This is a genomic window from Pseudomonas kulmbachensis (assembly GCF_963681935.1).
Lineage (GTDB): Bacteria > Pseudomonadota > Gammaproteobacteria > Pseudomonadales > Pseudomonadaceae > Aquipseudomonas > Aquipseudomonas kulmbachensis.
In genome coordinates this window covers 86,381-100,737 of sequence record NZ_OY817088.1, presented here as the reverse complement: position 1 = coordinate 100,737, position 14,357 = coordinate 86,381, and the positions used below count along the sequence as shown (strand labels likewise).

General features: G+C 58.8%; 17 protein-coding genes and 1 pseudogene. 12 read left to right on the top strand and 6 right to left on the bottom strand.

Translation table 11 applies throughout. The annotated features are described in order from the left end of the window. Positions 1-138: 138 nt before the first annotated feature. From U5A05_RS00510 to U5A05_RS00470, 9 genes and pseudogenes are all read left to right on the top strand, one after another. Positions 139-777: a peroxiredoxin gene (locus U5A05_RS00510; protein WP_261740364.1), complete on the top strand. Its 639-nt coding sequence runs from the start codon at positions 139-141 to the stop codon at positions 775-777. 362 nt (positions 778-1,139) lie between these two features. Next, the gene (gene ssuE / locus U5A05_RS00505; RefSeq protein ID WP_261740363.1) at positions 1,140-1,733 is read left to right on the top strand and encodes an NADPH-dependent FMN reductase; all 594 of its coding nucleotides are present in this window, start codon (positions 1,140-1,142) and stop codon (positions 1,731-1,733) included. A 102-nt stretch (positions 1,734-1,835) separates the two neighbouring features. Beyond that, positions 1,836-2,801: a sulfonate ABC transporter substrate-binding protein gene (locus U5A05_RS00500; protein WP_261740362.1), complete on the top strand. Its 966-nt coding sequence runs from the start codon at positions 1,836-1,838 to the stop codon at positions 2,799-2,801. A 33-nt stretch (positions 2,802-2,834) separates the two neighbouring features. Further along, the gene (gene ssuD, locus U5A05_RS00495) at positions 2,835-3,983 is read left to right on the top strand and encodes an FMNH2-dependent alkanesulfonate monooxygenase (RefSeq protein ID WP_261740361.1); all 1,149 of its coding nucleotides are present in this window, start codon (positions 2,835-2,837) and stop codon (positions 3,981-3,983) included. Positions 3,984-3,990: 7 nt separating this feature from the next. After that, entirely contained in the window at positions 3,991-4,797 is an 807-nt protein-coding gene (ssuC, locus tag U5A05_RS00490; RefSeq protein WP_261740360.1) for an aliphatic sulfonate ABC transporter permease SsuC, read from the top strand. Then, positions 4,794-5,600: an aliphatic sulfonates ABC transporter ATP-binding protein gene (ssuB, locus tag U5A05_RS00485; RefSeq protein WP_261740359.1), complete on the top strand. Its 807-nt coding sequence runs from the start codon at positions 4,794-4,796 to the stop codon at positions 5,598-5,600. The genes ssuC and ssuB overlap by 4 nt, the downstream gene beginning before the upstream one ends. Before the next feature lie 34 nt (positions 5,601-5,634). Then, positions 5,635-5,850: a TOBE domain-containing protein gene (locus U5A05_RS00480; protein WP_003444581.1), complete on the top strand. Its 216-nt coding sequence runs from the start codon at positions 5,635-5,637 to the stop codon at positions 5,848-5,850. 149 nt (positions 5,851-5,999) lie between these two features. Further along, positions 6,000-6,191, top strand: coding sequence for a type II toxin-antitoxin system RelB family antitoxin (gene relB / locus U5A05_RS00475; RefSeq protein WP_321835178.1), 192 nt, complete (start codon positions 6,000-6,002; stop codon positions 6,189-6,191). Further along, positions 6,181-6,451, top strand: a pseudogene (locus U5A05_RS00470) (type II toxin-antitoxin system RelE/ParE family toxin). The gene relB and the pseudogene U5A05_RS00470 overlap by 11 nt, the downstream one beginning before the upstream one ends. A gap of 1 nt (position 6,452) precedes the next feature. Here the strand turns inward: U5A05_RS00470 and U5A05_RS00465 are convergent. Further along, on the bottom strand, positions 6,453-6,710 hold the full coding sequence (locus U5A05_RS00465; protein WP_261740357.1) for a hypothetical protein: 258 nt from the start codon (positions 6,708-6,710) through the stop codon (positions 6,453-6,455). A 490-nt stretch (positions 6,711-7,200) separates the two neighbouring features. Here U5A05_RS00465 and U5A05_RS00460 point away from each other — a divergent pair, with 490 nt between their 5' ends. Then, on the top strand, positions 7,201-7,446 hold the full coding sequence (locus U5A05_RS00460) for a FitA-like ribbon-helix-helix domain-containing protein (protein ID WP_261740356.1): 246 nt from the start codon (positions 7,201-7,203) through the stop codon (positions 7,444-7,446). After that, positions 7,443-7,865 (top strand): type II toxin-antitoxin system VapC family toxin, encoded by a 423-nt coding sequence (locus tag U5A05_RS00455; RefSeq protein WP_261740355.1) that lies wholly within the window; start codon positions 7,443-7,445, stop codon positions 7,863-7,865. The genes U5A05_RS00460 and U5A05_RS00455 overlap by 4 nt, the downstream gene beginning before the upstream one ends. A gap of 191 nt (positions 7,866-8,056) precedes the next feature. Here U5A05_RS00455 and betT read toward each other — a convergent pair whose 3' ends face one another. The 4 genes from betT to hemF form a co-directional block, all read right to left on the bottom strand. Further along, entirely contained in the window at positions 8,057-10,054 is a 1,998-nt protein-coding gene (betT, locus tag U5A05_RS00450; protein WP_321835175.1) for a choline transporter BetT, read from the bottom strand. A 310-nt stretch (positions 10,055-10,364) separates the two neighbouring features. Beyond that, entirely contained in the window at positions 10,365-10,691 is a 327-nt protein-coding gene (locus U5A05_RS00445) for a DOPA 4,5-dioxygenase family protein (protein WP_321836558.1), read from the bottom strand. A 67-nt stretch (positions 10,692-10,758) separates the two neighbouring features. Continuing rightward, positions 10,759-11,580 (bottom strand): shikimate dehydrogenase, encoded by an 822-nt coding sequence (gene aroE, locus U5A05_RS00440; RefSeq protein WP_321835206.1) that lies wholly within the window; start codon positions 11,578-11,580, stop codon positions 10,759-10,761. Between the two features lie 22 nt (positions 11,581-11,602). Next, positions 11,603-12,517 carry an oxygen-dependent coproporphyrinogen oxidase gene (hemF, locus tag U5A05_RS00435; RefSeq protein ID WP_261740352.1) on the bottom strand — a complete coding sequence of 305 codons (915 nt, stop codon included), beginning with the start codon at positions 12,515-12,517 and terminating at the stop codon, positions 11,603-11,605. A gap of 162 nt (positions 12,518-12,679) precedes the next feature. Between hemF and U5A05_RS00430 the strand changes: the two genes are divergently transcribed. Next, the gene (locus U5A05_RS00430) at positions 12,680-13,657 is read left to right on the top strand and encodes an NADPH:quinone reductase (protein ID WP_321835174.1); all 978 of its coding nucleotides are present in this window, start codon (positions 12,680-12,682) and stop codon (positions 13,655-13,657) included. A gap of 119 nt (positions 13,658-13,776) precedes the next feature. On the opposite strand, the gene tsaC is transcribed toward U5A05_RS00430, so the two are convergent. Next, a complete protein-coding gene (tsaC, locus tag U5A05_RS00425; protein WP_261740350.1) occupies positions 13,777-14,334 on the bottom strand; it encodes an L-threonylcarbamoyladenylate synthase type 1 TsaC in 558 nt (185 codons plus the stop codon). Positions 14,335-14,357 lie beyond the last annotated feature (23 nt).

The window sequence follows — 14,357 nt, the reverse complement described above, 5'->3', positions numbered from 1 at the left end:
GTCTGCGTCCAATGAAACAGTTTTTAATATTCCTTTAAGCTCTAACCAAATCGATATTTATTCTTTTTAATTAAGTCGTGGCGCAGGCAGAGTAGCTCCCACACGCCCTGCCATTCCCTATAAAAAAGGAGCTGCACCATGAGCCTCAGACTCGGCGATATCGCCCCCGATTTCGAACAGGATTCCAGCGCTGGCAAGATCCACTTCCATGAGTGGCTGGGCGACAGCTGGGGAGTGCTGTTCTCGCACCCGGCGGACTTCACCCCGGTGTGCACCACCGAGCTGGGCTTTACCGCCAAGCTCAAGGACGAGTTCGCCAAGCGCGGCGTAAAAGCCATTGCACTGTCCGTTGACCCGGTGGACTCGCACCACAAGTGGATCGAGGACATCAACGAAACCCAGAACACGGTGGTCAACTTCCCGATCCTGGCTGATGCCGATCGCAAGGTGTCTGACCTCTACGACCTGATCCACCCCAATGCCAGCGACACCCTCACCGTGCGCTCGCTGTTCGTGATTGATCCGAACAAAAAAATCCGCCTGACCATCACCTACCCGGCCAGTACCGGGCGCAATTTCAACGAAATCCTGCGAGTGATCGACTCGCTGCAACTGACCGACAACTACAAAGTCGCCACCCCGGCCAACTGGCAGGACGGTGACGAAGTAGTGATCGTGCCATCGCTCAAGGATGAAGACGAAATCAACAAACGCTTCCCCAAAGGCTACCGCGCCGTGAAGCCCTACCTGCGCCTGACGCCACAGCCGAACAAATAGCGACTGATCCCCTGTAGCAGCTGCCGAAGGAACGAGGCTGCGTTCGAGTGCGTAGCGCTCGTAAAACCTGAGCCTGCGGTTTAACTGAAAGACCGGGTTCTCAGGTTTTACGACGGCTACGCCGCCGGACGCAGCCTCGTTCCTTTGGCAGCTGCTACATGAGTTGCGTGTCTTCAACAGGGTTTCTGGCCATTTCGATGGCCTTTTTTTTGCCTTTTATTCAACAAAAATGCATATGCATTTTAAGAATAAACAAATGAATAAATATGATTTATAGATATATAAATCACCTGTTAAGGTCTATTCACTCAAGCGAAAACGCTGACAGCGAATTGCACATATTCATTCAAGGAAACGTCTAGATGCTGGTTGTGACACTCGGAGGAAGTCCAAGCCAACGTTCCCGCTCGGGAGTGTTGCTGGATCACGCCAAACGCTGGCTCAACCAGCAAGGCGTCGAAGTAGTGAGTTATCAGGTACGTGACTTTCCGGCCGAAGACTTGCTGCACGCACGTTTCGACAGTCCAAAAATTATCGACCTGCTGCAACAGATTGAAAACGCCGACGGCCTGGTGATCGCCACCCCGGTGTACAAGGCCTCGTTCAGCGGCGCACTGAAAACCGTGCTCGACTTGCTGCCCGAACGCGCCCTGAGCCACAAAGTGGTATTGCCCATCGCCACCGGTGGCAGCATCGCCCACATGCTGGCCGTGGACTACGCCCTCAAGCCGGTACTGTCGGCGCTCAAGGCCCAGGAAATGCTGCACGGCATTTTTGCCGAAGACAGCCAGATTGCTTACGGCGAAGGCAGCGCACAAGCGCAGCTGGTGCCGGTACTGGAACAGCGCATGAACGAGTCGCTTGAGCAGTTCTACAGCGCCCTGGCACGACGCCCCAAGCCACTGGACCCAAACATCCTCAACGAGCGCCTGGTCACGGCTCGTTGGAGTATCTGAAACAACATAATTTCCCTCCCAGAAAAAAGCTCCACCACCTTACTGATCCGCTAACGGCTCGGCAGGTGCTACCCGAATCTCGAACAACAAAAGGAGAGCGCCATGCGCCCTGTCATTTTGCGTCGTGGTCTGGTCGCACTGTTTGCTGCGGCTGTGTCCTTTGGCGCGGTTACCCAAGCTCAAGCCGATGCCCTGCGCATCGGTTACCAGAAGTACGGCACGCTGATGCTGCTCAAGGCCAAAGGCACGCTGGAAAAGCGCCTGGCAGAGCAGGGCGTCGACGTGCAATGGACCGAATTCCCCGGCGGCCCGCAACTGCTTGAAGGCCTGAACGTGGGCTCTATCGACTTCGGCGTGACCGGCGAAACCCCGCCCGTCTTCGCCCAAGCTGCTGGCGCCGATCTGCTCTACGTCGCCTTCGAGCCACCAGCGCCTACCAGCGAAGCGATCCTGGTGCCCAAGGATTCACCGATCAAATCGGTGCAAGACCTCAAAGGCAAAAAAGTCGTCCTCAACAAAGGCTCCAACGTTCACTACCTGCTGGTGCGCGCCCTTGAAGACGCTGGCCTTAAATACACCGACATCCAGACTGTATTCCTGCCGCCTGCCGACGCCCGCGCCGCTTTCGAGCGCGGCAGTGTCGACGCTTGGGTGATCTGGGACCCGTACCAGGCCGCTGCCGAACAACAGCTGCAAGCGCGCACCCTGCGTGACGCCACCGGTATCGCTGACAACCACCAGTTCTACCTGGCCACCAAGCCTTACGCCGAACAGCATCCCAAGGTGATCGAAACCCTGGTCGATGAAGTGCGCAATATTGGCGAATGGGCCAAAGCTCACCCTGAAGAGGTGACGCAACAAGTTGCACCGCTGCTGGGCCTGTCTCCTGAAATTACCTTTACAGCGGTCAAGCGCCAGGGCTACGGCGCGCAGTTCCTGACCCCGGAAGTGGTCAACGCACAGCAAAAAATCGCTGACACCTTCCACCAGCTCAAGTTGATCCCCAAGCCATTGGTGATCAAAGACGTGATCTGGACGCCACCGGCCGCTGTGGCCAAAGCCAACTAACGCTTGCTGCCCCCACATTTAGGAGACCACTCCATGAGCCTCAATATTTTCTGGTTCCTGCCTACCCACGGTGATGGCCATTACCTTGGCACCTCCGAAGGCGCCCGCGCTGTTGATTACGGCTACCTGCAACAAGTAGCACAAGCGGCTGACCGTCTGGGCTTTGGCGGGGTGCTGATCCCGACCGGACGTTCATGCGAAGACTCGTGGCTGGTGGCGGCAGCGTTGATCCCCGTGACCCAGCGTCTGAAATTTCTGGTGGCCCTGCGCCCAGGCATTGTTTCGCCAACTGTTGCGGCGCGTCAGGCCGCAACCCTGGACCGCCTGTCCGGTGGCCGCGCGCTGTTCAACCTGGTGACCGGTGGCGATCCGGAAGAGCTGGCCGGTGATGGCTTGTTCCTCAGTCACGAAGAGCGTTATGAAGCCTCGGTGGAATTCACCCGCATCTGGCGCCGGGTGCTCGAAGGCGAAACCGTGGACTACGACGGCAAGCACATCACCGTCAAAGGCGCAAAATTGCTCTACCCGCCGATCCAGCAACCGCGTCCGCCGCTGTACTTCGGCGGCTCCTCGGAAGCGGCGCAGGACCTGGCTGCCGAACAAGTTGAAATGGTGTTGACCTGGGGCGAGCCACCGGCCGCCGTTGCCGAAAAAATCGAACAGGTACGGGCCAAGGCCGCCAAGCTGGGCCGCACTGTGCGCTTCGGCATTCGCTTGCACGTGATCGTGCGTGAAACCAACGAAGAGGCATGGAAAGCCGCCGACAAACTGATCTCGCATCTGGACGAAGACACCATCGCCCGCGCTCAAGCCTCTCTGTCGCGCTTTGACTCGGTAGGCCAACAACGCATGGCCGCGCTGCACGGCGGTAGCCGCGACAACCTCGAAGTCAGCCCCAACCTCTGGGCGGGCGTGGGCCTGGTGCGCGGCGGCGCGGGCACAGCACTGGTCGGTGACGGCCCAACCGTGGCAGCACGGGTTCAGGAATACGCCGACCTGGGCATCGATACATTTATTTTCTCGGGCTATCCGCACCTGGAAGAGTCGTACCGGGTGGCTGAGCTGCTGTTCCCGCATCTGGATATCGAGCGCCCGGAACTGCCAAAAGGGGCTGGATACGTGAGCCCGTTTGGCGAAATGGTCGCCAGTGACATTCTCCCTAAAGCTGCGTCGCAGAGCTGAGGTCGCCATGAGTTCAGGCAAGGCCTTGGGCCTCAATAAAATCGGTCACACCCTGGCGCCCTGGGCCTTGCCTGTGTTGTTGCTGGCGGTGTGGCAGCTGTCCGTGTCGGCGGGCTGGTTGTCGACACGCATCCTGCCCGCGCCCAGCGCCGTGATCGCAGCCGGAGTCGAGCTGGTACGCAGTGGCGAAATCTGGAAACACCTGGCCATCAGTGGCTGGCGCGCCGGGTTGGGCTTTGCTATCGGCGCCAGCATTGGCCTGGTGCTGGGCTTTATCACCGGCCTGTCGAAATGGGGCGAACGCCTGCTCGACAGCTCGGTGCAAATGATCCGCAACATCCCGCACCTGGCGCTGATTCCGCTGGTCATCCTGTGGTTCGGCATCGATGAGTCGGCAAAGATTTTTCTGGTGGCGCTGGGGACTTTATTTCCGATCTACCTCAACACTTACCACGGCATCCGCAACGTTGATCCGGCGCTGGTAGAAATGGCGCGCAACTATGGCCTGTCCGGCTTCAGTCTGTTCTGGCAGGTGATCTTGCCGGGCGCGTTGCCTTCGATTCTGGTGGGCGTGCGTTTTGCCCTGGGCTTTATGTGGCTGACGTTGATCGTGGCCGAAACCATCTCCGCCAGCTCCGGCATTGGCTACCTGGCGATGAACGCCCGGGAGTTTTTGCAAACCGACGTGGTCGTTCTGGCGATTGTTTTGTACGCAGTGCTCGGCAAATTGGCCGATACCGCGGCCCGGGGTTTGGAGCGCATCTGGTTGCGCTGGCACCCGGCGTATCAAGTGGTTAAAGGCGGTGCAGCATGACAGCTCAACAACCCCCACGTTTGCGCCAGGGCATACCGCTGGCCATCAACGGTCTGCAAAAAGCCTTCGGCGAGCGCCTGGTCCTGCGTGACATCAACCTGCACATTCCGGCGGGGCAATTCGTCGCCATCGTGGGCCGCAGCGGTTGCGGTAAAAGTACCCTGATGCGCCTGCTGGCCGGGCTCGATCAACCCACCGCAGGCCAATTACTGGCCGGTAGCGCGCCGCTGCAAGCGGCTCGCGAAGATACCCGGCTGATGTTTCAGGAAGCGCGCCTGCTGCCCTGGAAAAAAGTCATCGACAACGTTGGCCTCGGCCTTAAAGGCGACTGGCGCCCCAAAGCGCTTAAAGCACTGGAAGAAGTCGGCCTGGCCGAACGCGCCAATGAATGGCCTGCAGCACTCTCGGGTGGGCAGAAGCAGCGTGTGGCCCTGGCCCGCGCCCTGATCCATCAACCCCGTTTGCTGCTGCTGGACGAGCCGCTGGGCGCACTGGATGCCCTGACCCGTATCGAGATGCAGCAACTGATCGAACGCCTGTGGCGCCAGCATGGCTTCACGGTGTTGTTGGTGACCCACGACGTCAGCGAAGCCGTCGCGATAGCCGACCGAGTGATTCTGATTGAAGAAGGCCAGGTGGGGCTGGACCTCACGGTCGACCTGCAACGCCCACGGGCACGCGGCTCGCACCGCCTGGCGGCACTGGAAACCGAAGTACTGAACCGTGTACTTGCATTGCCTGGCTCGCCACCGGAGCCGGAACCCGTAGCACCGCTGCCCACGCAACTGCGCTGGGCGCAATAAACCTACTTTCTATCCCAAGACAGGAATCGACACCATGACCATTAAAGCCATCAACGTTCGCAACCAGTTCAAAGGCCACATCAAGGAAATCGTGCTGGGCGACGTACTGTCGGAAATCGACGTACAAACCGCATCGGGCATCGTCACCTCCGTCATCACCACCCGCTCGGTAAAAGAGCTGGAGCTGGTGGTCGGCAGCGAAGTGATCGCCTTCGTAAAATCCACCGAAGTGTCCATCGCCAAGTTGTAAATCATGGGCGATCCACAACCCCGAACGGTGAAAGCCCTTCGGGGTTTTTTGTGCCTGAAAATTGTTACTTGAAATGCCCTTCGTCGTGGTTGCAAGGATAGTAAGCGGTGGACAGATTAGACTCACAGGCATCTACACAGGAGGTCTCCATGAGCCCCCACCTTTCCCCTATCGTTTCCGAGTTCGAAACCGAAGAGCAGGCCGCCAGCTATGACCACTGGTTTCGCGCCAAGGTACAGGCTGCCCTTGATGACCCGAGACCCGGCATCCCGCACGATCAGGTGATGGCGCACATGCATGCCCTGATCGAGTCAAAACGCAAAGAGCGCGATGCTGGTTGAGTGGCGGCCCCTTGCGCGGGCTCAACTCGGCGAGATTCTTGACTACATCGGCGATCGCAATATTGTGGCGGCCAGCGAGCTTTACCAAAACATTCAAGCCGCAACCTCAGCCTTGCCTCAACATCCCTACCTCTACCGGTTTGGCCGAGTCCCTGGTACTCGGGAAATTGTTGTCCATCCCAACTACCTGGTGGTTTATCGAGTCACGGATCGTGATCGAAATACTGACCGTGCTTCATGCCAGGCGGCAATATCCCTGACTCACCCTTCTCGCAGCGCCAGCACCCCCAACACATCGCACCCTTGCTGCAACAGCAACGACGAGGCTTCACATACCGCGCTCATGTCATGGGGGTCATGGCTGTGGCCGCTCATCAGCGACAAACAGCGCAGCAGGTTCTTGGCCGCCTGAAAACGCTGCTCGGCACACGCCAGCAGGTCAGCCACAGAGGCGCGGGTATCGATTAACAAGACGTTTGAGCCGACAGGGTTGTCGGTTTGAGGCAGGTAAGGCGTCATGGTTGAAACTCCTAAAGAAAAGGAGCCACTTCAATCAGCTTGCACGCAGAAAGAGGGTGGCAGCTGTGCGCGGGTGTGCAAGACCGGTTACCTACCCACCCGGCAGACCCGAAGGTCTCCCGCGCACAACCGCCATAACGCTGATTGCAGGCGCAGAGCCTAACAAGCGAAATGAAAAGTTGATATTGGTAGGAATCAGGCTTGCACGCCTGAACGCTGATTATTCAGCGACGGGGCGGACTATAGGCAGCCCGCTTGGAGCACGACAATGGGGTCAAAAGCGCTAAAGCCCGATCCCACACAAGTGCGCGAAAGGTCTGTAGACGCGTAAAACTGTTCACATACTGTGGGAGCGAGCCTGCTCGCGAAGGCCCCAAGAGCATCGCGAGCAGGCTCGCTCCCACGGAGGCGCCGTTGATCGGCGCTCACTGACGACTGCTTTCAAACCCTCTTATGATCCCAATGATTTCATTGATTGCACGAGGTGCACATGGCCAGTATTACCATTCGAAACCTGGACGATCAGGTTAAAGAACGTTTGCGCATTGAGGCTGCCCTCAACGGTCATTCGATGGAAGAAGAGGTGCGGTTGATATTGCGCCGTGCACTCAAGGCCCCCACGCAAAATCAGGGCCTGGCAAGCCGCATTCATGCACGTTTTGCGGATGCAGGTGGTGTTGAGCTGGACTTGCCCAGCAGAGAGGAGCGCGCCCGCACGGTGGACTTCGACGAATGATAATTCTCGACACCAACGTGCTTTCTGAACTGATGCGTGCGCAGCCAAACGCTGCCGTGATGGCATGGATGGATGCACAAAGTGCCGAGGGTTTATTTATCAGTGCCATTACGATGGCCGAGATCCTTCACGGCATCGCCCGATTGCCCACTAGCAAACGCAAAGAGCATTTGCATGACATGGCCCTGGCGATGTTCACCGAAGATTTTGCTGACCGGGTTTTACCGTTCGATGCACATGCTGCCTCACGCTATGCGCAATGGGTTGCAAGCAGTGAAGCCAAGGGCAAGCCTGTCAGTTTGGCGGATGCGCAAATAGCTGCGATTTGCCTGTTACACAACGCCAGCCTCGCCACACGCAATCTGAAAGATGTTGCCCACGGGAAGGTGCACCTCATCAACCCGTGGCTATTTCTGTAGCCGCTGCCGAGGAACGAAGGCTGCGATCGAGTGCGTAGCGCTCGTAAAAGAAACGTCGCGTTGTGTCAGATCAATCGATAGCTCAGGTTTCGCGAGCGCTTCGCACTCGATCGCAGCCTCGCTCCGCTCGTCAGCGGCTACAGAGGTTTCAACAACAACCGTGGCCCGCCCATTGCGGGCGGGCCAACCAATCACCGCACCAAATGCAAAAACTGCATATGGCGTTCGTACTGGTCGAGGATGTCGTTGATGATTTGCTCTTTGGTGTAGCCAGTCAGGTCGTAGTCCTGGCTGCCTTCAGCCAAATGCACTTCAGCACGGTAGTAACGGCGGTTACGCAGTTGCTCTTTTTTGCCAAAACCACCACGGGCAAAGGACGGCGTGAAATAGCCACGCATCTGCACCTGATAGATAAACGGGTGCTCTTCGCCGTGACCGATTTCCAGGCTCACGTTGTCGTTGGCCGGGTCCGGTTGGGTGACGACGTTAAGGCCTTTCTCCAGGAACACCGCGCTCACTTCTTCAATCGCCGGACGCACGGTGGTGTCCATAAAACGGTACACCTCGTCACGCGACGGGAAGTGCACGGCCTGGCTCAAGCGCTGACGCCAGCCGCCACGACGCGAGTGCGAAACCGGCGCCAGGGAGTGCATCTGCGCGATTTGCTTCTGCGACTCTAGGTAGAACGCCTTGTGCAGGCCCCACATCATCAGCAGCAAAATCAGCGAGAACGGCAGCGAGGTCAGCACCACCGCTGACTTGAGCGCATCGATACTGCCCGAGAACAACAACGCACTGGTGACCAGCGCGGTCATCGCGCCCCAGAACACCCGCAGCCACTTGGGGCCGTCTTCGTCGGCGTTATTGCCTCGCGCCGAAAGAGTGGACAACACCACGGTGCCGGAGTCGGCCGAGGTCACGAAGAACACGAAGCTGATAAACACCGTCACCGCAATCACGGTTCGGCTCCACGGGTAGGTCTCAAGCAGCAGGTACAACGTGCGCGACGGGTCGTCGATGGCCGACTGACCGAGGGCAACCATGCCGTGGTTGAGCACTTGATCGATGGCGCTGTTGCCAAAAATCGACATCCACGCGAGGGTGAAGCCCAGCGGAATCAGCAGCACGCCAAACACGAATTCGCGGATGGTACGGCCACGGGAAATACGCGCAATAAACAGGCCCACAAACGGCGACCATGCGATCCACCAGGCCCAATAGAACACGGTCCAACCGCCCAGCCAATCGCTTGGCTTGTCGTAGGCATACACGTCGAAACTCTTGGTCGGCAACGCGCCCAAATAGTCACCGATGTTCTGCACCAACGTGTTCAGCAAATGTTGGGTAGGCCCTGCGAACAACACAAACAGCAGCAGCGCACAGGCCAGCAGCATGTTGATGTCGGACATCACACGCACGCCTTTATCGACGCCGGCAATGGCCACCAGAATCGCCGCGCCCATCATCAGCGTGATCAGACCCACCTGCACCCATTGGGTGTGCGGCAAACCGAACAGATAATCGAGGCCGGAGTTGAGGTGCAACACCCCAAACCCCATGTCTGCGCCCAGACCAAACACGGTGGCGATGATACCGAAGCCATCCACCGCATAGCCGATTGGCCCGTTGATGCGTTTACCAATCAGCGGGTACAGCGCCGAACGCAGCGCCAGCGGCAGGTTGTGACGATAGGCGAAGTAGGCCAGCGCCATGCCGACAAAGGCGAACACGCCCCAGCCATGCAGGCCCCAGTGCAGGAACAGCAACTGCATGCCCTGGCGTGCAGCCTCTGACGTACCGGCCGGGCCTTGAGGCGGGGCGAGCATATGGGTCAGGGGTTCGGACACACAGAAGAAAAATAGCGTGATGCTGATCCCGGCGGCGAACAGCATGCCCGCCCAGGACAGGTAACTGAACTCGGGTTCGTCGTGGTCGGCACCGAGCTTGATCTTGCCGTAACCGGACAAGGCGGTGACGATCACAAAGATCAGATACAGGGTCATCGCTAACATGTAGTACCAGCCGACCGTGTTGGCCGCCCAGTTTTGTGCAGCCAGCAACCATTCACCGGCGGCTTGTGGCATGGCAATTACTACCAGGCCAAAGATCAGGATAAACGCGGCGGCAAAGTAGAAAACCGGCGGGTTCATGCGGATCTGGGACGTCTCGGACGTGATCGGTACACTCATTGGATGTGCACCTTATAAAGGTAAAACGGGATCAAAAAGAGCGGATTCGGCAAGGGTTAGCCTCCTGTTGTGAGCGGGCAGCGGACCACCGGTTTAACTTGAACGAGCATTCAAGTTAAACATGGATGGCCTTTCAGCACTAATCGCTGCCCACGGCTGCACGTCTGATACGTTAGCTCATGGCAAGGTATGACACATGGCCATGATCAACGTTCAGCCGTTATAGCGTGGGGCTATCAGGGGATTGCTTGCAGTTGAAAACAACAGACTTTTCGGGGGCCGAAAAAAATTCAATCCCGTTCTCGATTGATCAAAAAACAGACAAGTCCAACGGCCGAATAGCCCCCATCCAGATCGCATGCTCGGTGTGATCCAGCAGGTCGTTGCCGGTATCGGGGTGCAAAAACACCACCAGCCCGCGCCGATTGAGCGCCAGCCACGGCAGGACCGCGCCGATCAATCCGGGACCGAAGGCCAGTTGGCAGCTCCAGTCCGGGTGCGGGCCGACCGGGCGCTCGTGGACGCGGCCCATTTGCAGGTTGAACAGACGCGTGCCTTCTTCGGCCAAGCGGCAGGCCGGGGCGATGGTGGGCGGATCAAAATAGAGATGGGCGTGATAGCCGTTGATTCGTTGCAGAAGTACCTCGTTTAAAGCCCCTCACCCCAACCCTCTTCCTCAGGGAGAGGGCTGGGGTGAGGGTTGGCTACAGCGCCAGCAACCGGCGCAACTCAGCCAACGCCGGGGCCGTGTCCGGGCGCACACGGCGCCATAGGTCGAACGCTTCGCCTGCCTGTTCGGCCAGCATCCCCAAACCATCCATCACCTGGCCCGCGCCATGCGCGCTGGCCCAGAGGCAAAACGGTGTTGGCTCCTTGCCGTACATCATGTCGTAGCACAGGGTTTTGCCCGGCTCGATCAGGCTGCTGGCAATCGGTGGGACTTCACCCGAGAGGCTGGCGGAGGTGGCATTGATGATCACGTCGACCGGCTCACGCAGCCAGTCAAAACCACTGGCGGCCACAGGCCCCAGGTCGCTGAACAGTTCGGCCAGCACTTCGGCTTTTTCCACCGTGCGATTGGCGATGGTCACTGAAGCCGGGCCTTCGGCCAGGATCGGCTCCAATGCGCCGCGTACCGCTCCGCCCGCGCCCAGGATCAGAATGCGTTTGCCCTGAAGGCTGAAGCCGGCATTGACCGTGAGATCGCGCACCAAACCGGCGCCGTCAGTGTTATCCCCGAGCAGGCTGCCATCGGCCTGTTTGCTTAGCGTGTTGACCGCGCCTGCGCGTTGCGCCCGGGGAGTCAACTGGGCCGCCAAACGGTATGCCTCTTCCTTGAACGGCACGGTGACGTTGGCACCGCAGCCCTCTAGAAAGAACGCTCTCGCACAGCCTGCAAAATCATCCAGCGGCGCAAGCAACGTGTCGTACTGCATGACCTGGCCTGTTTGCTCGGCAAACAGGCGATGCAGTACCGGGGATTTGCTGTGGGCAATCGGGTTACCAAAAACGACGTAACGGTCCATCAGGCAAACTCCTCGGGCAATATCAGGCGTTGGCTAACCAGTCGCGGTCTTGCAGGAAGTACTCGGTAAGACGCGCTTCCGGGCTACCCGGCTCAGCTTTCCAATCGTAGCCCCAGCGCACCTGGGGTGGCAGCGACATCAGGATCGACTCGGTGCGTCCGCCCGATTGCAAACCAAACAAGGTGCCACGGTCATAGACCAGGTTGAATTCAACGTAGCGGCCACGGCGGAACTCCTGGAATTCACGCTGTTGGGCGGTGTATTCGTCGTTTTTACGGCGCTGGACGATCGGCAGGTAGGCGTCGATATAGGCGTCGCCAATGGCACGAATAAAGGCGAAACAGGTGTCGAAATCCCACTCGTTCAGGTCATCGAAGAACAGGCCGCCGATACCACGGGGCTCGTTGCGGTGCTTGATGTGGAAGTAGGTGTCGCACCAGGCCTTGTAGCGCGGGTATACATCGGCACCGAACGGCGCGCACGCCTGCTCGGCCACGCGGTGCCAGTGCACGCAGTCTTCTTCAACGGCGTAGTACGGGGTGAGGTCAAAACCGCCACCGAACCACCAGACCGGCTCTTCGCCTTCTTTTTCCGCGATGAAAAACCGCACATTAGCGTGGGATGTTGGCACATGGGGGTTGTGCGGGTGAATCACCAGCGACACGCCCAAGGCTTCAAAACCACGGCCCGCCAGTTCCGGGCGATGGGCACTTGCGGACGGCGGCAAGCCGCTGCCAAACACGTGAGAAAAATTGACGCCGCCTTTCTCAATCACGTGGCCGTTTTCAATCACACGAGTGCGACCGCCACCGCCCGCTGGGCGTTGCCAAGCGTCTTCGACGAATTGCGTGCCGCCGTCTTCAGTTTGCAGTGCGTTGCAAATGCGGTCTTGAAGGTCGAGCAGGTAGGCTTTTACAGCCTCGGTGCGAGTAGTCATGACATCACCTTAAATCGGGCAAAGCGACGCGGCACTTCGTTCTGAGCGGGGCCGGCGGCAAAGGGCCGCTAGCATAACACTGCACCCTGCTTCATCGCTGTTGACGAAGATCACGCTTAAGCGTTGGATAGTGGCTTCGTCAAATCAGCAAGGAAAGTGCAGATGGCTAAGCGTATCCAGTTTCGGGCCCACGGCGGCCCGGAAGTGCTTGAGTATGTTGACTTCCAACCCGCCGAACCGGGCCCTCAGCAAGTGCGGGTACGCAACCAGGCTATCGGCCTGAACTTCATCGATACCTATTACCGTGGCGGCTTGTACCCGCTGCCTGAGCTGCCATCCGGGCTGGGCAACGAAGGGGCAGGTATTGTCGATGCGGTGGGCAGTGAAGTGCGCAATCTGAAAGTCGGCGACCGCGTGGCTTACGGCACCGGCCCGCTGGGTGCGTACAGCGAGCTGCATGTGTTGCCTGCCGCCAATGTGGTGAAGCTGCCCGACGACATTTCGTTCGAGCATGCCGCTGCCGTGATGCTCAAGGGGCTTACCACCCAGTACTTGCTGCGTCAGACGTATGAACTCAAAGCCGGCGAAACCATCCTGTTTCACGCGGCAGCAGGTGGCGTCGGTTCGATTGCCTGCCAATGGGCAAAAGCGCTGGGTGTGAAGCTGATCGGTACGGTCAGCTCGGACGAAAAAGCTGCTCTCGCCAAAGCGCTGGGCGCGTGGGAAACCATCAACTACAGCCACGAAGATGTCGCCAAGCGGGTGCTGGAATTGACCGACGGCAAGAAGTGCCCGGTGGTCTACGACGGTGTCGGCAAAGACACTTGGCTGACCTCGCTGGATTGCGTGGCACCCCGCGGCTTGATGGTCAGCTTTGGCAATGCGTCAGGGGCGGTGACCGGTGTGAACCTGGGGATCTTGTCGCAGAAGGGTTCGCTGTACGTGACCCGGCCGACGTTGGCCAGCTACGCCAATAACGCCGAAAACCTGCAGGCGATGGCTGATGAGCTGTTTGCGATGATCCGCAGTGGCGCTATCAAGGTTGATATCAGCCAGCGTTTTGCCCTGAGTGACGCGGCCAAGGCTCACACTGAGCTGTCGGCGCGACGCACCACGGGCTCGACCATTTTGTTGCCTTGATCGAAACCTTGTAGCCGCTGCCGCAGGCTGCGATCGAGCCCGAAGGGGTCGTAGATTTTTACAATCTTGAAGGCCCTATGGGCCTTATCGCAGCCTACGACAGCGGCTACAGGTTTTGCTCAAGCCGGGCGCACAACCTTGCCCGTCGCCAGATCGCGGATCAGGCTCGGGTTTTTACGCCCGCCCAGATTCCCGCCCAGCACATGATCAATTTGCCCACGGAAATACTGCTCGACTTTCAAGCGTGTGCGCGCCGCCGGCAAGCCCGCCGGGTTAGCCGAAGTCGATACGATCGGCCCCACCAACGCGCACAGCTCTCGCACCAGTGGATGATCGCTCACACGCAGCGCCACGGTGTCATGTACCCCGGTGATCCAGTCGGGCAGCAAGCCCTGATGCGGCACCAACCAGGTGTTCGGCCCAGGCCAGGTGCTGGCCATACGGTCGATCCATGCCTGCGGGAAGTCTTCAAACAAAAAGTCGAATTGGTGAATGTTGTCTGCCACCAGAATCAGGCCTTTATCCACAGGCCGCGATTTGATCGCCAGCAACCGCTCGACCGCGTCTTCATCCCACGGGTCGCAGCCCAAACCCCAGACCGCTTCAGTCGGATAGGCAATCACCGCGCCCGCGCGAATGGCTCTTGCAGCTTGTTGGACGCGCCAGGTGCTGATCATTGAATGTCTCCAGATATGTACTG